General features: G+C 67.1%; 17 protein-coding genes. 10 read left to right on the top strand and 7 right to left on the bottom strand.

All coding sequences use genetic code 11. The features are described from left to right. Window positions 1-18 precede the first annotated feature (18 nt). Entirely contained in the window at window positions 19-903 is an 885-nt protein-coding gene (locus D4Q52_RS02165; RefSeq protein ID WP_119854906.1) for a ribonuclease HII, read from the bottom strand. A gap of 178 nt (window positions 904-1,081) precedes the next feature. Continuing rightward, window positions 1,082-2,242 (bottom strand): PA0069 family radical SAM protein, encoded by a 1,161-nt coding sequence (locus D4Q52_RS02160; RefSeq protein WP_119854905.1) that lies wholly within the window; start codon window positions 2,240-2,242, stop codon window positions 1,082-1,084. A 181-nt stretch (window positions 2,243-2,423) separates the two neighbouring features. Between D4Q52_RS02160 and D4Q52_RS02155 the strand changes: the two genes are divergently transcribed. Both D4Q52_RS02155 and D4Q52_RS02150 read left to right on the top strand, forming a co-directional pair. Beyond that, window positions 2,424-2,987 carry a glycosyl transferase gene (locus D4Q52_RS02155; RefSeq protein WP_119854904.1) on the top strand — a complete coding sequence of 188 codons (564 nt, stop codon included), beginning with the start codon at window positions 2,424-2,426 and terminating at the stop codon, window positions 2,985-2,987. A 93-nt stretch (window positions 2,988-3,080) separates the two neighbouring features. After that, window positions 3,081-4,004, top strand: a complete 924-nt coding sequence (locus tag D4Q52_RS02150; RefSeq protein WP_119854903.1) for a bifunctional helix-turn-helix transcriptional regulator/GNAT family N-acetyltransferase — start codon at window positions 3,081-3,083, stop codon at window positions 4,002-4,004. A 153-nt stretch (window positions 4,005-4,157) separates the two neighbouring features. Here the strand turns inward: D4Q52_RS02150 and D4Q52_RS02145 are convergent, their stop codons facing one another. From D4Q52_RS02145 to ypfJ, 4 genes are all read right to left on the bottom strand, one after another. Continuing rightward, complete coding sequence (locus D4Q52_RS02145) at window positions 4,158-4,910, bottom strand: CoA transferase (protein WP_119854902.1); 753 nt, start codon at window positions 4,908-4,910, stop codon at window positions 4,158-4,160. Beyond that, window positions 4,907-5,725, bottom strand: a complete 819-nt coding sequence (locus tag D4Q52_RS02140; RefSeq protein WP_119855130.1) for a CoA transferase subunit A — start codon at window positions 5,723-5,725, stop codon at window positions 4,907-4,909. Before D4Q52_RS02140 ends, D4Q52_RS02145 begins: the two co-directional genes overlap by 4 nt. A gap of 108 nt (window positions 5,726-5,833) precedes the next feature. After that, entirely contained in the window at window positions 5,834-6,382 is a 549-nt protein-coding gene (gene moaB, locus D4Q52_RS02135) for a molybdenum cofactor biosynthesis protein B (RefSeq protein WP_119854901.1), read from the bottom strand. 102 nt (window positions 6,383-6,484) lie between these two features. Further along, on the bottom strand, window positions 6,485-7,405 hold the full coding sequence (gene ypfJ / locus D4Q52_RS02130) for a KPN_02809 family neutral zinc metallopeptidase (protein ID WP_119854900.1): 921 nt from the start codon (window positions 7,403-7,405) through the stop codon (window positions 6,485-6,487). 402 nt (window positions 7,406-7,807) lie between these two features. On the opposite strand from ypfJ, the gene D4Q52_RS02125 reads away from it, so the two are divergent. Both D4Q52_RS02125 and D4Q52_RS02120 read left to right on the top strand, forming a co-directional pair. Beyond that, window positions 7,808-8,941 carry a site-specific DNA-methyltransferase gene (locus tag D4Q52_RS02125; protein ID WP_119854899.1) on the top strand — a complete coding sequence of 378 codons (1,134 nt, stop codon included), beginning with the start codon at window positions 7,808-7,810 and terminating at the stop codon, window positions 8,939-8,941. Between the two features lie 282 nt (window positions 8,942-9,223). After that, the gene (locus tag D4Q52_RS02120; protein ID WP_119854898.1) at window positions 9,224-10,969 is read left to right on the top strand and encodes a sensor domain-containing diguanylate cyclase; all 1,746 of its coding nucleotides are present in this window, start codon (window positions 9,224-9,226) and stop codon (window positions 10,967-10,969) included. A 5-nt stretch (window positions 10,970-10,974) separates the two neighbouring features. Here the strand turns inward: D4Q52_RS02120 and mutY are convergent, their stop codons facing one another. Beyond that, complete coding sequence (gene mutY, locus D4Q52_RS02115) at window positions 10,975-12,096, bottom strand: A/G-specific adenine glycosylase (RefSeq protein WP_119854897.1); 1,122 nt, start codon at window positions 12,094-12,096, stop codon at window positions 10,975-10,977. 45 nt (window positions 12,097-12,141) lie between these two features. On the opposite strand from mutY, the gene D4Q52_RS02110 reads away from it, so the two are divergent. From D4Q52_RS02110 to smc, 6 genes are all read left to right on the top strand, one after another. Continuing rightward, on the top strand, window positions 12,142-12,639 hold the full coding sequence (locus D4Q52_RS02110) for a DUF721 domain-containing protein (protein ID WP_119854896.1): 498 nt from the start codon (window positions 12,142-12,144) through the stop codon (window positions 12,637-12,639). A 132-nt stretch (window positions 12,640-12,771) separates the two neighbouring features. Next, window positions 12,772-13,449 (top strand): DsbA family protein, encoded by a 678-nt coding sequence (locus tag D4Q52_RS02105; protein ID WP_210210126.1) that lies wholly within the window; start codon window positions 12,772-12,774, stop codon window positions 13,447-13,449. 972 nt (window positions 13,450-14,421) lie between these two features. Further along, window positions 14,422-14,613, top strand: a complete 192-nt coding sequence (locus D4Q52_RS02100; protein ID WP_234831040.1) for a hypothetical protein — start codon at window positions 14,422-14,424, stop codon at window positions 14,611-14,613. Further along, window positions 14,610-14,792, top strand: coding sequence for a hypothetical protein (locus tag D4Q52_RS02095; RefSeq protein WP_119854894.1), 183 nt, complete (start codon window positions 14,610-14,612; stop codon window positions 14,790-14,792). The genes D4Q52_RS02100 and D4Q52_RS02095 overlap by 4 nt, the downstream gene beginning before the upstream one ends. A gap of 424 nt (window positions 14,793-15,216) precedes the next feature. Next, window positions 15,217-15,753 (top strand): REP-associated tyrosine transposase, encoded by a 537-nt coding sequence (locus tag D4Q52_RS02090; RefSeq protein WP_119854893.1) that lies wholly within the window; start codon window positions 15,217-15,219, stop codon window positions 15,751-15,753. A 306-nt stretch (window positions 15,754-16,059) separates the two neighbouring features. Then, entirely contained in the window at window positions 16,060-19,524 is a 3,465-nt protein-coding gene (smc, locus tag D4Q52_RS02085) for a chromosome segregation protein SMC (protein ID WP_119854892.1), read from the top strand. Window positions 19,525-19,778: the final 254 nt, after the last annotated feature.

Here is a 19,778-nt window from a genome sequence, read left to right as displayed (position 1 = left end):
TTACTCCGCGTGGGGCCTTTACGCCGAAGCGACGAGGTGGACGTGCGTGGCTGCCTCAAAGAGATCACCGCTGACGGGCAGCTCGACCGGAACACCTTCGATGCGCTGCCAGGCCGCAGCGACCGGCGCGAAGAAGCGGCGGTGATGGATCGTCGGGCCGAGCCGCGCCAGCGCATCCAGATGCTCCGGCACGCCGTAGCCCTTGTGCGATTCGAAGCCATAGCCGGGGCACTGTTGCGCCAGCCGGCACATCAGCCGGTCGCGCGTCACCTTGGCGATGATCGAGGCCGCTGCGATCGAGGCAATCAGCCCGTCGCCGCCGATCACCGCCTCGCTCTCGCAGCGTGTCGCCAGCCGGTCGCGGCCGTCGACGAAGACGTGCTGGGGCAGTTCCGGCAACGCGTGGACGGCGCGGGTCAACGCCCACAGCGAGGCGCGCAGGATGTTGTCGCGGTTGATCCGCTCCGGCGAGGCGCTGACCACAGAGACCTGCGCGGTGGCGCAGATTTCCTCGAACAGCTCTTCGCGGCGCTCCGCGCTCAGCCGTTTGGAATCGTCGAGCCCCTTGGGAACGCGCTTGGGATCGAGCACCACCGCCGCCGCGACCACGGGGCCAGCGAGCGGTCCCCGTCCGGCCTCGTCGCAGCCCGCAACCGGCCAGACGCCCTTCTTGATCAGCGCCCGCTCACGCCGAAAGCTCGGCGGCGCGACCGCGATCACGCCCTTGCCAAGGCCTTTGGTGGGCGCGGCTTTCGCGGCCGCCGATTTGGCAATGCCGGCTTTCGCGCCGGAGGCCTTGATCGCCTTCGCGACGGCCGGCGCCTTCACAGCACGCTTTGTCCCACCGCCGAGCGACAGGGCTTTGGCCGCAGCCTTGCTGGGCTTGCTGGTGTCTCGAATCATCGCGCGATGCTGCGGGCAGGCCCCGGCGCGCGCAACCGGAAATCCAACGCTATGCCCGCAATTCAACGCGAGCCAAGTTCCGGCATCTGCCCGTAGGATGGGTTGAGCGCAGCGAAACCCATCAAGCCGCGATGACTGAGGCGATGGGTTTCGCTGCGCTCAACCCATCCTACGAGGCTTAGAACAAACTCAGCTGCTGCCCTGCCCGCTCCGGCTTGGCAAAATGGTCGAGCGTCAACTTCGATCGCCGCTTGTTGAGGCCAAGCCTCGCGCAGGCGACCTCGAAGCGGCGGCCGATCATCCAGGCCATTGGGCCGGTGCCCTTCATCCGCGTGCCCCATTGCGAATCGTAGTCGCGGCCGCCGCGCATCTCGCGGATCAGCGTGAAGACGTGACGATAGCGGTCCGGATAGTTGGCCATCAGCCATTCGCGGAACAGGTCGCGGACCTCGAGCGGCAGCCGCAGCATCACGTAGCTGGCTTCCTTGACGCCGGCATGCGCGGCGGCGTCGAGGATGCGCTCGATCTCCATGTCGTTGAGCGCAGGTATCACCGGCGCCACCATCACGGTGGTCGGAATGCCGGCATCGGCGAGCCGCTTCAGCGCCTCGAGCCGCTTGGCCGGCGCCGAAGCGCGCGGCTCCATCGTTCGCGCCAGCTTCGGATCGAGCGAGGTCACCGACAGCGCCACCTTGGCGAGCTGGCGCTTGGCCATCCGGGCCAGGATGTCGATGTCGCGGGTCACCAGCGCCGACTTGGTGACGATGCCGACCGGATGCCCGGTCTTCTCCAGCACCTCGAGGATGCCGCGCATGATCTTCCGGTCGCGCTCGATCGGCTGATACGGATCGGTGTTGGTGCCGATCGCGATCATCTTCGGCTCGTATTCGGCGGCCGCCAGCTCCTTTTCCAGCAGCGCCGGCGCGTCCGGCTTGGCGAACAGCCGCGATTCGAAATCCAGCCCTGGCGACAGCCCCAGATAGGCGTGGGTCGGCCGTGCGAAGCAATATACGCAGCCGTGCTCGCAGCCGCGATACGGATTGATCGAACGGTCGAAGCCGATATCCGGCGACTCGTTGCGGGTGATGACCTTGCGGGCGGTGTCGAGGCCGACCGTGGTCTTAAACGGCGGCAGTTCGTCGAGGCTCTGCCAGCCGTCGTCGAACGCGACCCGCGCCTCGGCCTCGAACCGGCCGCTGTCGTTGGATTGCGCGCCGCGGCCGCGGCGGCGCTGCTTGTCGATCGCCACCTCGATGGCGGGAAACGGCGAAGGTGCGCCCACCGGCTCGGAGGGCGCCGTGACCGGCGGGCGCTTGAGGGCACTGGATGCTCTGCTCATGCGACGAAGATAACTACACGTCAGAACAAATCAAGAACATATTTGGATCGTCCCACGATGGCCGCGCCTGACGCGCCCTTCCCGCAACAACTCGGCCGGATCGCGCCAGATCCGGGCTGATTTCGACGCGCCGAGGTGTTAAGCGTGCGCCACACCGTCGCAATCAGGTCATTCAGCCGACATGTTGAGCGTCATCATCCCCACCGAAGGCGTCGAGCGGACCGCGGTCGCGACACTGGCGGCGCTGGTGCCCGGCGCTGCGGCGGGCGTGATCCGCGAGGTGCTGCTGGTCGACCGCAAGAACGACGGGGTGATCGAGCGCGTCGCCGACATCGCCGGCTGCGGCTTTCTCGCCGTTGAAGGCAGCCGCGCCGCCGCCCTGGCAGAAGGCGCCAAGCGGTCGACGTCGCCCTGGCTGATGTTCCTCCATGCCGGTGCGGTGTTGGATTCCGGGTGGATCGAAGAGACCACCCAGTTCATCCAGGGCGTCTCGCTCAGCGGCCATCCGCGCGCCGGCATTTTTCGCTACGCGCGCTCGCCCTATGCTGAGCCGAGCTGGACCGAGACGTTGCGGACGCTGCGCCGGCAGCTCTCCGGGCCGCGCGCCGATCAGGGCCTGCTGATTGCGCGCGACCACTACGACAGGCTCGGCGGCCATGATCCTCATCGTTCGGAAGGGCGCCTGCTGCGCCAGCTCGGGCGCTCGTCGCGTACAATGCTGCGCAGCCGTATCGTGTTGGTCTAAGAAGTCGCTGAGCGATGTCGTCTCGGCGCTCATTCAAAATATTACTTGCCACTGGCAACCATTTATATGACATTGGCAACAATCGAGGTTGTCATGTCGTCATCCATTGCTGCCGGTCAGATTGCCGCCGTCCGAGAGTTCAACCGGTTCTACACCCGTCAGCTTGGCGTGCTCGGCCAGCACCTGATGGACAGCCCCTATTCGCTGACCGAAGCGCGCGTGCTGTACGAGCTGGCGCATCGCGAGATGCCGCTCGCGAAAGACATGGGCGCCGCCCTCGGGCTCGACGCAGGCTATCTCAGCCGGATCGTCCAAAGCTTTGTCGACGGCGGCCTGATCAAACGCACGCCTTCACCTGCCGGTCGGCGGCAGTATCTGTTGGCACTGACCGCCAAAGGGCGCGCCGCCTATGCGGATCTCGAACGGCGCTCGGTGCGGGATGTCGGCGAAATGCTCGAGCGTGTGCCGGAGTCGGAGCGACCGCGGCTGACGCAGGCGATGGCCGTGATCGAGCGGCTGCTCGACGGCGGCTCGCATGCGCCGCCGGTGCTGCGCAGCCCGCGCCCGGGCGACATCGGCTGGGTCGTGCAGAGCCACGGCGCCGCTTACGCCGCCGAATACGGCTTCGACGCGTCGTTCGAGGCACTGATCGCCGAAATCGCCGGCACCTTCCTGGCGACCTACGATCCGGGTCGCGAGCGCTGCTGGATCGCCGATGTCGACGGCGCGCAGGCCGGCTCAGTGTTTCTGGTTCGCGACAGCGACGAAGTCGCCAAGCTGCGATTGCTGCTGGTGACGCCGCAGGCGCGCGGCCAACGGCTCGGCGAACGGCTGGTGCAGGAAGCGGTCGGCTTCGCCCGGCAATGCGGCTACCGCAAGGTCACGCTGTGGACCCACAGCATCTTGATCGCCGCGCGCCGGATCTACCAGAACGCCGGCTTCACGCTGGTCGCCACTGAACCGCATCGGAGCTGGGGCCAGGACCTGATCGGCGAGACCTGGGAGCTGCGATTGTAATGGCGCCGCGTCGCGACCAGCCGCGGCGCGTTACCCCCGAACTGATCGCGTTCCACGCCCGGCGTGGCCGCGCGCTGCAGCACGCCGCTATTCGTGCTGCGGTGCGCGCCGTGCTGATCCGCCTATTTGGTGCAGCCAGATGGTTGATCGCCTTCAAGCCGCGCGGTCGGCGATCATCGTCTCGACGAACTGCGGATAGCACTCGGCGAGTTCGGAGGTGACGCGGCCGCGCAGCAGCGCCAACGTCTCGGCGTCCGGCTCGGGTGTGGCCGGCACATTCACCGGCGCATCGTAGTCGAAGCCGGTCGCGGCGCGGACATCCTCGGCGGTGTGACCGCGATGCACGCTGCGCAACCGGAAGCGCTTTTTGTCCTTGTCGAACTCGAACAGCGCCAGCGACGTCAGCAGCGCGTGCGGGCCGCCGGTGCGATGGATGCCCTCGCTCGATCCCGGCGCGCTGACGAAGTCGACCTTGTCGACCAGCACGCGCGGCGAATGCTCCTCGCGGAACAGGATCACGCGCGGGATCAGATAGTACATATAGGCCGAGCCGAACGAGCCGGGCCAGCGCACCGTGCTGGCCGGATAGTCGCCGGTGCCGATCAGATTGATGTTGGCCTCGCCATCGATCTGACCGCCGCCGAGAAAGAACGCATCGACGCGGCCCTGCGCGGTGGCATCGAACAGTTCGAACGAGCCGTTGGTGAAGAAATTGTGCTCGCGCGAGCCGAGCACGATGACGCGCACGCGCTCGCGGCCGCGCTGCTCTTTGCGGGCGCGCAGCAGCATCGCGCCCGCGGCCGGGATAGGCGAGGACGCGCCGACCGCGACGGTGCGGACGCCGTCGAGCAGATCGGCGATGGTGGCGATCAGGATTTCGCGCGTGGTCGCGGGCGCTGTGCTCATGCCACCGCCTCGAAGCGCTGGGCGAAGCCTTTCATATAGGCCGCGAAGCCATCGGCCGAGCGCGCCATCTTGGCGTAGCGTGCGACTTCGGCGGTGTCCGTGGCGTATTCGCCCGCGAGCCCGATCGGCCAGGCGCCCTGCCTGGCTTCCGCGATGGCGCCGACATACAGCGCCGGCAGCACGCCCGCCGCAGAGCGCTCGTCGGCCAGAAGCGAGGTCTCGACGATGCGCTCGACCGTGACCAGCGTGGTCTTCGCCGCGTAGGCCATCGCGGCGAGTTCGGCCTGCCGGCCGATCCGCACATTGCCGAGGCGATCAGCCTCGCGGGCATGAAACAGCGCGACGTCCGGCCGGATCGCCGGCACCACGACGATCGGATCGCCGTCCGCGAACGGATTGTCGATCACCTTCCAGTCCGGCCGCATCTTCAGCACATCGCTGCCGATGATGCCGCGGATCGGCATGAACGGCACGCCCTTCTGGCCGGCGACGAGGCCGGCGAGAATCGCCGGACAGGTCGCGTCCATCATCTTGAACGCGCCGCTGCGGATGCCGTCGGCGAAGCGCGGCGCGCCGCCGGCTTCACCCAGCGTCACCGCGCTGGTCTCAAGCGTGCCGACGCAGCCGGCGCCGATCAGCATGTCGGCCTGGATGCCGCTGATCGGAACACAAACGAGGTGGAGGTTCTTCGGGCCTGCGGCGATGAGAGCAGCGGTTGCGGCCATTGCCGGCCCGGCATTGTCGGCGCCGAGCGCTACCGTCATGCCGTCCTTGATCTGCGTAGCCAGCGCCTCGATCGAAACGATCTCTCCCACCGCATCCTCCAATTTCACCGCGCGGATATTTCGGCGCGTGTCATTGGACACGATGGTTTCGCGACACCGCGTGGCTGTCAAGGCAGCCCGATCGCGTGCAGCTCTGCGTCAGCTCTTGGTGCGGCGCAGATGCTCGTCGAGCCGCGGCATGATCTCGACGAAGTTGCACGGCCGCGTGCGATAATCGAGTTGCGCGGCGAGAAGGCCGTCCCAGCCATCGCGGCACGCGCCGGGCGAACCCGGCAGGCAGAAGATGTAGGTCGCGCCCGCAACGCCCGCAGTGGCGCGCGACTGGATCGTCGAGGTGCCGATCTTGGCGTAGCTCATCATGTGGAAGGCGATCGAAAACCCATCCATCCGTTTTTCGAACAGCGGCTCGATCGCTTCCGGCGTCACGTCGCGGCCGGTGAAGCCTGTGCCGCCCGTCGTGATGATCGCGTCGATCGACACGTCCGCGATCCAGCGCCGGACGATCGCCCGGATCGCCTCGACATCGTCGGTCACGATCTCCCGCGCTGCCAGACGATGCCCCGCGGTGGTGAGCCGATCAGCCAGCGTCGCGCCGGATTTGTCGTCGTCGAGCGAGCGGGTGTCAGAGACGGTGAGGACGGCGATGTTGAGGGGGATGAAAGTCTTGGGTTGCTCGGAAGAGGCCATGAACCTAGCTCCAGCGTCATTGCGAAGAGCGAAGCGACGAAGCAATCCAGCTCAGTGCACGGCGCTGGATTGCTTCGCTTCGCTCGCAATGACGAACGTCCGTTATAGCCTCTCCGCCGCAAACGTATTACACGACTGCACCGTGCCCTGCTGATAGCCCGTCATGAACCAGCGTTTGCGTTGTTCGGCGGAGCCGTGGGTGAAGGAGTCAGGGACGACGTCGCGGCCGGCCTTGCGCTGCAGCGTGTCATCGCCGATCGCGCTCGCGGTGGTGAGCGCGGCGTCGATATCGCCGGGCTCGAGGAAGTTCGGCCGCTTCTTCTCTTCCTTGTTAACCCAGACGCCGGACAGACAGTCGGCCTGTAGTTCGACGCGGACCTGCAGCGCGTTAGATTCGGCGCGCGAGCCGGCCTGCTCCTGCAGGCGCGTTACGCGCGGCAAGATGCCTAGGAGATTCTGCACGTGATGGCCGGCCTCATGCGCGATGATATAGGCGGCGGTGAAGCGGCAGGCGCTGCCCGAGCAGCCCTTGAAGCGGGTCTCGACCTGCTTGAAGAAGTTGGTGTCGATGAAGATCTGCTTGTCCGGCGGACAATAGAACGGCCCCATCGCCGACTGCGCCATGCCGCAGCGCCCGCCATTGGTGGAGTCGCGGAACAGCACGATCTTCGGTCCCACGTAGGTCTGGCCGTTGGCCTTGAAGATCTCGCTCCAGCGATCGTCGATCTCGCCCAGCACTCCCGAGATCATCTTGCCCATGTCGTCAGTTGGCGCCCCCTGCTTGCCGGGCGACGAGCGTTCGGTCTGATAGCTCGGCGCGCCGCCGCCGGTGAGGATCTCGGCGCCGCCGATCAACAGCCGCGGGTCGATACCGAACGCCCAGCCGACCAGACCCAGCACCACAATCGTGCCGATGCCGAGACCGCCGCCGCCCATCGGAAAGCCGAAGCCGCCGCCGCCTCCGCCGCCACTCGAGCGCCGGTCGTCGATATTGTCGCTCTGACGGAAATCGTCGTCACGCATCGGTGTGTCCTCGGGTCCAAATCACTGCGGCCAACGCGCGATCACTTTGCCCGCCGCAATCAGCGACGCGCCTCAACAGATCCGCGACAATCAGAATTAACCTGCCCGGCAAATATTGCCTAGTGCGCAGATCGGTGGATGCGGAAGCGGTCGACGCTGGCATCTGCACAAACTGAGATATGCCGGCCGCTGAATGCGACCGCGCCTCCTCCTTGATGTGCAAAATCGACCCTCGCCAGCAGCAACAACAAACCCTGAAGAAACATTCGAGGCCCGTAGTCGTTCCGGGCGACATTTCGATTTCAATTAAGTCGATTTTTACTTTGCCGGGCCAATGTGTCGCCAGTCGGTTGTTTGGTCCCGCGTCTCCGACGGCGTCACATGAGTCAGGTTTGTTGAGTCATGGTTTTGTCGCGTCGCGGGGCGTCTGCAAAGGCGCCCCGCACTCAATTCCAGTACGAGCCCGAGAGCCACATCATCGTTGGTGACTGCGTCGCCGAGATGGAGAAGCTCCAGGCAAAGTCGGTCGATCTGGTGTTCGCCGATCCGCCGTACAATCTGCAACTCAAAGGCGCGCTCAAGCGTCCCGACGAATCGGAGGTCGACGCCGTCGACGACGATTGGGACAAGTTCGATTCCTTTGCCGCCTACGACAACTTCACCCGCGCCTGGCTGCTCGCCGCGCGGCGCGTCATGAAGCCGTCGGCGACGATCTGGGTGATCGGCTCCTATCACAACATCTTCCGTGTCGGCGCGATCATGCAGGACCTCGGGTTCTGGCTGCTCAACGACATCGTCTGGCGCAAGACCAACCCGATGCCGAACTTCCGCGGCCGGCGCTTCACCAACGCCCACGAGACCATGATCTGGGCGGCGCGCGATGAGAACGCCAAGGGCTACACCTTCAACTACGAAGCGCTGAAGGCCTCCAACGAGGACGTGCAGGCGCGCTCCGACTGGCTGATTCCGCTGTGCACCGGCGAGGAGCGGCTGAAGGGCGAAGACGGCAAGAAGGTGCACCCCACCCAGAAGCCCGAAGGCCTGCTGGCGCGCGTGCTGCTGAGTTCGTCGAAGCCCGGCGATCTGGTGATCGATCCGTTCAACGGCACCGGCACGACCGGCGCCGTCGCCAAGCGGCTGCGCCGCAACTACATCGGTTTCGAGCGCGAGCGCGTTTACGCCGACGCGGCCCGCGCCCGCATCGACGCGATCGAACCGCTGCCGGAAGATACGCTGAAGCCGTTCGTCACCGCGCGCGAAGCGCCGCGCGTGGCGTTCTCCGAACTGATCGAGCGCGGCATGATCGCGCCCGGTGCCAGGCTGGTCGATTCGAAAAAGCGCCACGGCGCTTTGGTGCGCGCCGATGGCGCCATCATGCTGGGCGACAAGGTCGGCTCGATCCACCGCATCGGCGCCGTCGCGCAAGGCTCGGGCGCCTGCAACGGCTGGACGTTCTGGCACGTCGAAACCAGCCAGGGCCTCAAGCTGATCGACGACCTCCGCGCCGAAGTCCGCAGCGCGATGGCGGCCGGCTGAGGTTCAGACACTCAAGACACTCTCCCCGTCATTGCGAGGAGCCGAAGGCGACGAAGCAATCCAGCCCGGTGCACGGCGCTGGATTGCTTCGCTTCGCTCGCAATGACGCGCGGCGTGCGCGCCTGGATCCTCCGCACATCGTGCCTCGCCGAGACCGAACTCGCGACAGATTGTACGCGACCGGTTCACCTTCGATTCAGCACGATCGCCTCGGCTGCCCAGTTCTTAACCGTTGCGAAGCGGTCTTCCCGCGACACATAGGTAAACTGATAGGGTTCTCCGATGTCGCCGCGGCTGTCTGACCTCCACCAGCGTGTCCTCGCCATCAAGGACAGCCTGACCGTGCGCACTCAGATCGCGGCCGCGGGCGCCATGACGATTCTTGTCGTGGTCGGATTGCTGGCCGCCAGCGCGGCGTGGCTGAGCTACGCCAACACGGCGACGCTGCTGACCAGCAAGCTGTCGAGCGTGGCCGCGGTTACGGCCGAGCGGCTGCAGCGTTATCTGGTGACGCGTCAGCGCGAAGTGTTGCTGTTCTCCCGGCTGGAGCCGATGCAGAAGCTCTGGCAGAACGACCCCGACGCGTTGCGCAAATCCCTGGAGCAGCTGCAGCAATCGTTTTCGGATTTCGCCTGGATCGGATTTGCGCGGGTTGACGGCACGGTGGTGGCGGCGACCGGGCGGCTGCTGGAAGGCAAATCCGTGGCGGCACGGCCCTGGTTCAAGGAGGGCCTGAACGGCCCGATGGTGGGCGACGTTCACGAAGCGGCGCTGCTGGCTTCGCTGCTGGCGGCAAGGCCCGATGGCGAGCCGCACCGGTTCGTCGACGTCGCCGTTCCGGTGCATGGGCCGGACGGCGCGCTGCTCGGCGTTCTCGGCGGCCACCTCGACTGGGACTGGGCGCGGCGCCTGATCGCCAGCGTCGAGGCGAACGAAGGCGCCCATCGCACCACGATCACGATCTTCTCGGCGTCCGGCGACGTGCTGCTCGGGCCGGCGGCGCCTGCATCCAACGCCGGCGGCGCGGCCCTGAACCGGCTCCACCGCGGTGCAGGCGGCGCGATTGCCGAAGTCGCCGCTGCGGACGGCATGCTGACGGCGTTTCAGTCCAGCCTCGCGTTCGGCGACGGCAACGGGCTGAACTGGATCGTCGCGGCGAGCCAGCCGTCGCAGCTGGCGCTGGCGGCCGCGGCGCAATCGGCCCGCATCGTTCTCGCCATCGGCGCGCTGGCCGGGCTGATCGGCATCGTCATGATCGCGCTGGTGGCTCACCGCATCGCCCGTCCGATCCACTCCATCACCCGGGAAGCGGACCGGATCGGCCGCACCTTCGGCCCGACCATGCTGCAGCGAAAGGGCGGATCAGCCGAGGTCGTGCAGTTGTCGCGTGCGCTGCGGTCGCTGCTGCGGCGGATCGGCTTTGCCGAGGAGCGCATCAAGGAAGCCGAGGCGCGCGCCACTGAAAATGCCCGGCAGTTCGAAGACGACGTCAACCGCCTGCGACGTCTCGCCGACACCGACGCCCTGACCGGGCTGCTCAACCGCCGCGCCTTCCTGGCGGCCGCCGAAGAAGCCATAAAGGTCTGCCGCCACTACAAGCGCGGGCTTGCGGCGCTGATGATCGACGTCGACCACTTCAAACTGATCAATGATCGTCACGGCCACCCCGCCGGCGACGCGGTGATCAAGCGGGTCGCCGACATCATCGCCGGCTGCGTGCGCAACTCCGACAAGGCGGCGCGGTTCGGCGGAGAGGAATTCGTCGTGCTGCTGCGCGAGATCGATGCCGACACCGCCGGCGTCCTCGCCGATCGCATCCGCAGCGCGATTGCCGACGAGGCCATCCGCGCAGGCGGCGAGCGCGTCGACGTCACCGCATCGATCGGCGTCGCGCTATTCGACGAAGCCGATCGCGACGTGCAGGATCTGATCGAACGCGCCGACCAGGGGCTTTATCTGGCGAAGAATTCCGGCCGCAACCGCGCCGTCTTCATGCCGCGCGCCGGCGACTCCGCCAAGGCCGCCTAACTAACTCAGTCAAGCGCATGCGCCAGCACCTTGCGCATCAAATTCGGCAGCGCTTCATCCGCGAGCGTGGCGATCCTGACCCAGCGCATGCCGGCCGGCGCGCGCGTGCCGCTCGGCGCCTGCGCAGTGTAGACCACGAGTTCGAGCGGGAAATGCGTGAACACATGGGTCACGACGCCCGCCTTGCGATGCCAGCGCGTGATGCCCGCGAGCTGCGGCGCCTGCGCACGCGCCTCGCCATCGCTGTGCCCCGCGAGCCATTCGGAATTCGGCACCTCGGTCATGCCGCCGAGCAGACCCTTGGCGGCACGGCTGCGGACGAGCACGCTGTCGCCGCGAATCACCACGAAGGCGGCGCCGCGGCGCAGCTCGCCGGTTTTCTTCGGCGCCTTGCGCGGAAACGTCTCGGCATCGCCGCGCAGCCGCGCCGTGCAGCCTTGCATGAACGGGCACAGCGCGCAGGCCGGCTTTTTCGGCGTGCAGATGGTGGCGCCGAGATCCATCAGCGCCTGCGCGCTGTCGCCGGCGCGCGAGGGGCCGAGCAGCGTCTCGGCCAGCGCCTTGATGCGCGGCTTGGCCTTCGGCAGTTCCTCCTCGACCGCGTAGAGCCGCGACACCACACGCTCGATATTGCCGTCGACCGGCATGGTGCGGCGGCCGAACGCGATCGCGGCGATCGCCGCCGCCGTATAAGGCCCGACGCCGGGCAGCGCGCGCAGGCCCTCTTCGGTATCGGGAAAGCGGCCGCCGTGCTGCGTCGCCACCGTCACCGCGCAGGCGTGCAGATTGCGGGCGCGTGAGTAGTAGCCGAGCCCGGCCCACATCCGCAGCACGTCGTCGAGCGAAGCCGCGCCCAGATCGGCGACGCTCGGCCAGCGCGCCAGGAACTTGGCGAAATACGGACCGACCGCGCGCACGGTGGTTTGCTGCAGCATGATTTCCGAGAGCCACACTGCGTAAGGATCGGCCGGGGTGCCGGCGGGCGGGCGCCATGGCAGCGTGCGGCGATGGCGGTCGTACCAGGCGAGCAGCGCGGCCGGGCGGCCGGCAATCGGATCGCCGCCGCTGTCGCTCTCTGTGTTCTCCGGGGATTGTTTCCGCCGCGGCTTGGCGCCTGCTAGACTCATGGCCCGTATCGTCGCAAAGCCGTTCGCTATGAGCAAGCCCGCGCCATGAGCAAGCCCGCCCCGATCTATAAGCCCGGCCCGATCAGCGCCAAGCCGCTGTCCGGCCTGCTCGGCCCGACCATCAACGAAGCCTTCGCCAAGCAGGGCTTCGCCGCGCGGGAACTCGTCACCCGCTGGGCCGAGATCGCCGGGGCGCAGATCGCGGTGCATTGCGAGCCGTTGAAGATGCAGTGGCCGCGCCCGGTCGAGGGCCAGCCGCAGCAGCCGGCGACTTTAATTCTGCGGGTCGAAGGCCCGATGGCGCTGGAGATCCAGCATTCGTCCGACCAGATCTTGCAGCGGGTCAACCGCTTCTTCGGCTGGAACGCGGTCGGCAAGCTGGCGCTGCGCCAGGCGCCGCTGTCGCGCCGGACCCGCAAGCCGGCACCGCAGCCTCTCGATCCGAAGGCGGTCGCGCAGGTCGCCGCCAGTCTCGACGCCGTCGAGGATGAGGATCTGAAACTCGCGCTCGCCCGGCTCGGGGCCACGATCAAGCGGAAGTGACGCTTGCGCGCAGCCGCGGTTTCCGGCCCGGCATTGCCACAATTACGGTTTCAAGCTAGCTGACGGCTGTGCGGCTCCGGCCGCGCCAGCTTTATGTCTTGCCTTGAGCGGCGCGCCGCCGCGTTGGAGCACCTGATGATCACGCGCCGCACCTTCACCGCCGCTCTGTCGCTGACCGGCCTCGCCGCCGTCGCCGGCGTCTCACCGTTCCGGCTGATCGACCAGGCGTTCGCCCAGAGCACCAAGGCCGCGACCGCCAGCGACGTCGCCAAGCCGATGTCGCTGCCCGACATGGCGCTCGGCCCGAAGGACGCCGTCGTCACCGTCACTGAATACGCCTCGATGACCTGCTCGCATTGCGCGGCGTTCAACGAGCAGGTGTTTCCCAAGCTGAAGGCCGCCTATATCGACACCGGCAAGATCCGCTACGTGTTCCGGGAATTCCCGCTCGACATCAAGGCCGCGGCCGGCTCGATGCTGTCGCGCTGCATCGCCAAGGACGATGCGGCGAAGTACTTCGCCGTCACCGACCTGTTGTTCAAGACCCAGGCCGAGTGGGTGCTCAAGGACACCACCGAACAGCTCAAGCGCATCGGCAAGCAGGCGGGCCTTTCCGCCGCCGAAGTCGAGACCTGCCTGAAGGACCAGGCGCTCTTGGACAAGATCGCCGCCGACCAGAAGTACGCCAACGAAGTGCTCAAGGTGAACTCGACCCCGAGCTTCTTCGTCAACGGCGAAATGCTCAAGGGCGAAACCTCGCTGGAAGAATTCGCCAAGCGGATCGATCCGCTGCTGGAGAAGAAGAGCTGAGGCGCTGGCCTTAGGGAGTAAGGCCGTCATCCCCCGCGCAACATGCGCCGTCATCCTGAGAGCCCGGCCGGAAACGAAGGCCTAATTCTCAGCCCCACTCTTCAGCCGTGTAGTTTGCTCACAACTTCCGTCATGGCCGGGCTTGTCCCGGCCATCCACGCCTTTTGTGCATTTCCCGCCGCAAGGCGTGGATGCCCGGCACAAGGCCGGGCATGACGCGCGGAGAGGAAGGCACTTATCGCGGGTCGCTCGATCAAGCCGGACGATGACGTCAGAGGATGACGCGAGCCTCGTGCTCCGCCGCTGACCTCAATTCACCTGTCAAACAGCCACGCGTAGTTCTTCTCGCGGCTCCGCTGAGCCCGAGCTATGCACCCGTCGCTTCACAGCGAGGGGTGGGGGCGCGCCGCGCGGCGCGAAGGGTGGTGCTTGTCGCGAGGGCTTGCGATCCCTCGCGCGTCGCCTTGCGGCGCGCCCACCAGCGGCGATCTTTTGGCCGAAGGACCGTTCTTCCGGGACCGAGCGAGCTTGCGGGCTTTCCCCGGCCTCCTCTCGACCCGTCCAGCCTCTTGAAGCGGCGGCCGCTCGTAGTAGCGGCGGACGGTGGCCCTCGGCCTCCCGGACGCGCGGGTGCGAACCGCAACGCGCAGGACGCCGCGTCCGCCCGACATCGCCGGCCATCCGGCGTCATCGGGCATCGTGCCGGACCGGTTTCCCCGGCCCGTCGATCTGTCCCGCTTGACGACGCCTCGCGAAGCGCCCCTCACGGACAGGACGTAGCGGATTATAGTCATAATAGGAATTTTGTCAACGCATGATCTTTGACGCTCGGACGCGTTGCGACGAATTGACGATGGCTGGGGCGCTGCAACCCTTGCACCCTGCGTGAGAGTTGCAACCAAAGTGGTGCTCCCCGACAGCGAGATGGACCGATGACGGAGTTCAACCAGAGCGGAGAATGAGCAGATCAAGTTGACAGCCACGTTCGTCAACAACATCGGCGCCGGCTTCATCATCGCCGGCATCGTCGCTCCCGGTCTGTCGTTGCTGAGTGACAGGCCGATGCTATCCGACGCCGCCTTCCTGGGCGCCGGCGTTGGTTGCGCAGTGCTCGGTCTCGCTTTACATTCCCTGGGTCGCAGCGCGCTGCGGAGGATCCGATGACCGACATCCTCTACTTATTGACCGTTCCTATCCTCGTGACACTGATGGCCGCCGGCGTGGTCTGGCACAGCAACCGCCGAGCCGAAGCATCCTTCCGCGCGCGACTGCGCAGTCGCCCCGAGACGGTCGTCTCCATACCACCGGCCGATGTGATCCGCGCTCAGCGGGATCAGGTGTGATCGCGGTCAGCCCGTAGCCTGGATGCAGCGAAGCGAAATCCAGGACAGCGCCAACGTCGCGCACAATGTCGGGCGTTTCGAGCTGCCGCCCTCGATTGCGCTTCGCTTCATCGAGGCTACAAAGTCGACTGCCCCATGCGCAGCCAGTAGCCTGGATGAAGCGAAGCGAAATCCAGGACAGCGCCAACGTCGCGCACAATGTCGGGCGTTTCGAGCTGCCGCCCTCGATTGCGCTTCGCTTCATCGAGGCTACAAAGTCGACTGCCCCATGCGCAGCCAGTAGCCTGGATGAAGCGAAGCGAAATCCAGGACAGCGCCAACGTCGCGCACAATGTCGGGCGTTTCGAGCTGCCGCCCTCGATTGCGCTTCGCTTCATCGAGGCTACGAGATTGGCTCGGTGTGGTGTTATGAGAGATTTTCGCGATGGTCTGGTATCGTCGCAACTTGCTTCCTGGCGGGACGTTCTTCTTTTCGGTGACGTTGGCCGACCGGAGCAGCTCGGCGCTGGTCGATCATATCGATCTGCTGCGTCAGGCTTTTCGCAAAGCGCGACTCCGACATCCGTTTGCCATCGATGCGATCGTGATCCTGCCCGATCATCTTCACACAATCATGACGATGCCCGAAGGCGATGCGGACTTTCCAGCGCGCTGGAAGGCGATCAAGGCCGGCTTCAGCTACCTGCTTGGGAAGGCAGGTATGACGATGCCGCGCCGGCGCAATGGCGACTATCAAGTTTGGCAGCGACGTTATTGGGAGCACACGGTTCGTGACAACAGCGACTTCGAACGCTGCGCCAACTACATCCACTTCAATCCGGTGAAGCATGGCCTCGTGACGACGCCGGGCGCATGGCCGTATTCGTCGTTCCACCGTTTCGTGCGGGCAGGCGTGTTGCCGCCGGATTGGGGTGGGGATGGTCGCATTGATGCAGAGGGGTTCGGGGAGAGGGCGACATAGGTCCCCGGATTGCGCTTCGCTTCATCCGGGCTACAGAGAAGGTGCTGTCTGTAGCCTGGATGAAGCGAAGCGTAATCCAGGATCGGTCCGTGAAATCCCCACCTTTCTCACCCCTCCCCCCCTAAATCCCCCCGTGGAAAAGCCCGGTTCCGCGGTTGCCGTGCCTGTTCCTCCCCGCCATTGTCGCCGGCTACCGCCGCTGCCGGCGGCATGCGAGTCGCGACCGGTCGGACTGCCTATGGTATTGTCCGGCTTGAGAGATTCGCCTGCGCCGGCCGATAACCGGCCCATCGAGTATCGGACCAGATGAAACTCACGCGTCTCCGCCTTCACGGCTTCAAGTCGTTCGTCGAGCCCACCGACTTCATGATCGAGCCGGGTCTGACCGGCGTGGTCGGGCCCAACGGCTGCGGCAAGTCCAATCTGGTCGAGGCGCTGCGCTGGGCGATGGGCGAGACCTCGCACAAATCGCTGCGCGCCACCGACATGGACGCGGTGATCTTCGCCGGCTCCGGCAACCGCCCGGCCCGCAACCACGCCGAAGTGGTGATGTCGCTCGACAATTCGGCCCGCACCGCGCCGGCGGCACTGAACGATTCCGATACGCTGGACATCTCGCGCCGGATCGAGCGCGAGGCCGGCTCGCAATATCGCATCAACGGCCGCGAGGTCCGCGCCCGCGACGTGCAGCTGCTGTTCGCCGACGCCGCCACGGGCGCGCGCTCGCCGGCGCTGGTCCACCAGGGCAAGATCGGCGAAATCATCCAGGCCAAACCCGAGCAGCGCCGCCGCGTGCTGGAAGACGCCGCCGGCGTCGCCGGCCTGCATGCCCGCCGCCACGAGGCCGAACTGCGGCTGAAGGCGGCCGAAACCAATTTGACCCGCGTCGAGGACGTGATCGGGCAATTGTCGACCCAGGTCGACGGGCTGAAGAAGCAGGCGCGCCAGGCGATCCGCTTCCGCGAGGTCGCCGCGAAGGTGCGCAAGACCGAGGCGACGCTGTATCACCTGCGCTGGTGCGACGCGCAGGCCGAAGTCGGCGCCGCCGCGCAGGTGCACGATCTCAGCGTCCGCGACCTCGCCGAGCGCACCCGCGAGCAGGCCGAGGCCTCCCGCATCCAGGCCGACCGCGCCTCGACGCTGCCCGGCCTGCGCGAGGCCGAGGCCCGCGCCGCCGCCGGCCTGCAGCGCCTGACCAACGCCCGCGAACTGCTCGACCGCGAGGAAGCCCGCGCCAAAGAGCGCGTGGTCGAACTCGAGCGCCGGCTGGCGCAGTTCACGTCCGACGTCGCGCGCGAGAAGCAGCAGGCGGTCGACGCCGACGAGGCGCTGGAGCGGCTGCAGATCGAGGACGTCGAGCTGCGCGAGGAGATTCTCGAGCGCGTCGAGAAGCGCAGCGGCGTCGACGAGCGCGTCGGCGAGGCCGAAGCGGCGCTGGGCGAGGCCGAGCGGCTGTTCGCCGAGCTCACCACCCAGCTCGCCGAGCTGACCGCGCGGCGCAATCAGTTCGAGCAGGCGGTGCGCAGCCATCGCGATCGTCTTGCCCGGCTCGACACCGAGATCAAGAACGTCGAGAGCGAGATCGACCGGCTGACCCAGGAAACCGGCGGAGCCGGCAATGTCGACGAGCTCGCCGAAGCCGTGGCGATGGCGCAGGAGACGATCGCCGAGCTGGAAGGGGCCGTGCAGAACGCCGAAGCCGCGCATGTCGCCGCCCGCCAGAAGCTCGACGGCTCGCGCAGCCCGCTGACCGAAGCCGACAAGCGGGTGCAGCGGCTCGAGACCGAAGCCAAGACGATCAGCAAGATCCTCAACGGCGAGACCAAGAATCTGTGGCCGCCAATCATTGACGGCATCACCGCCGCCAAGGGCTACGAGAAGGCGATCGGCGCCGTGCTGGGCGACGATCTCGACGCGCCGGTCGATCCGTCGTCGCCGATGCGCTGGACCGATATCGGCGTGCAGGCCGATGATCCGGCGCTGCCGGACGGCGCCGAGCCGCTGAGCAACCACGTCACCGCGCCGCCGGAGCTGGCGCGTCGCCTGGCGCAGATCGGCGTCGTCGCCAAGGAGCGCGGCGGCGAGCTGGTCGGCCAGCTCAAGACCGGGCAGCGGCTGGTGTCGCTCGACGGCGACGTCTGGCGCTGGGACGGCTTCGTCGCCTCGGCGCATGCGCCGACCGGCGCCGCCCGCCGCCTCGCCGAACGGGCCCGGCTGGTCGACATCGAGAACGAGCTGGAGCAGGCCCGGATCGACGCCTCGGCCAAGCGCCAGGCGCTGGAGATGGCCGAAGCCGAGCTGCGCAGCGCCGCTGCGGCCGAGACCGCGTCGCGCGAAAATCTGCGCGGCGCCCGCCGCGAGGCCGATGCGGCGCGCGAGCGCCTTGCCGCCGCCGAGCGCGAGGTCAACCGCCACGCCGCGCGCAAATCCGCGCTCGCCGAAGCGCAGTCGCGTCTCGCCAGCGACCGCAGCGAAGCCGAAATGGCGCTGGAGGCGGCCGAGAACGCGCTCGGCGATCTCGCGCCCAACGACGACGCCGAGCAGCGGCTCGCCGCGGTGCGCGGCGAGATCGACATGCATCGCCGCAACGCCGCCCAGGTCCGCGCCGAGGCGCAGGCGCTGGCGCGCGAAGCCGAGCTCGCCGACAAGCGGCTGCAGGCGATCGTCGCCGAGCGCAACGAGTGGACCCGCCGCAAGCAGAGCGCGGCGGCGCAGATCGCCACCGTCGACGAGCGCGTTGCCGAATTGACCGCCGAGCGCGCCGAACTCGACAACGCGCCGACCGTGTTCGCCGAGAAGCGCAGCGCGATCATCACCGAGATCGAATACGCCGAGGCCGACCGCCGCAATGCGGCCGACGCGCTGGCCGAGGCCGAAGCCGCGATGGCCGACACCGACCGCGCGGCGAAATCCTCGCTCGAACAGCTCTCCAGCGCCCGCGAAGCCTGCGCCCGCGCCGAGGAGCGGATGGAAGCGGCGCGGCGCCGGCTCGAGGACATCGAGCGCGAAATCCGCGACATGCTGGAGATCGAGCCGCAGGCGGTCGCCTCGCTGGCCGAGATCCAGGAAGGCGCGACGCTGCCGCCGCTCGCAGAGATCGAAGCCGACCTCGACAAGCTGCGCCGCGACCGCGAGCGACTCGGCGCCGTGAACCTGCGCGCCGAGGAAGAGCTCAACGAGGTCGAGAGCCAGCACGGCTCGCTGGCGGCCGAGCGCGACGACCTGGTCGAGGCGATCAAGAAGCTGCGCACCGGCATCCAGAGCCTCAACAAGGAAGCGCGCGAGCGCCTGCTGGCGTCGTTCGAGGTCGTTAACGGTCACTTCAAGCGGCTGTTCACCACGCTGTTCGGCGGCGGCGAGGCCGAGCTGAAGCTGATCGAGAGCGACGATCCGCTCGAAGCCGGCCTCGAGATCATCGCCAAGCCGCCGGGCAAGAAGCCGACCTCGCTGTCGCTGCTCTCGGGCGGCGAGCAGGCGCTGACCGCGATGGCGTTGATCTTCGCGGTGTTCCTCACCAACCCGTCGCCGATCTGCGTGCTGGACGAAGTCGACGCGCCGCTCGACGACCACAACGTCGAGCGCTTCTGCGACCTGCTGCAGGAGATGCGCGAGACCACCGAGACGCGCTTCATCATCATCACCCACAACCCGATCACCATGGCCCGCATGAACCGCCTGTTCGGCGTCACCATGGCCGAACGTGGCGTCTCGCAGCTGGTCTCGGTCGACCTGCAGGGCGCGGTGGATATTCTGGATCAGAACGTGGCGTGAGCGGCGTCAGCTGCTGCCGATCTTCTGTGTGGAGCGAAGCGCTGGCTATTCCCCTCCCCCTTGCGGGGAGGGTCGGCCGAGCGCAGCGGAGGCCGGGGTGGGGGTCCCCGAGCACCGTGCCTGTGTCCACCCCCACCCGACCGGCCTTACGGCAAAGCCGATGCGGAGCATCGGCGTTTGACTTGGAGACGGCGGCCAAAGGCCGCCTATGCACCCTCCCCGCAAGGGGGAGGGGAAACTTAGCTCGCTACGCG

This window comes from Rhodopseudomonas palustris (assembly GCF_003591005.1).
Lineage (GTDB): Bacteria > Pseudomonadota > Alphaproteobacteria > Rhizobiales > Xanthobacteraceae > Rhodopseudomonas > Rhodopseudomonas palustris_K.
The sequence above is the reverse complement of the archived record's forward strand: the minus strand, read 5'-3'. Positions and strand labels throughout refer to the sequence as shown.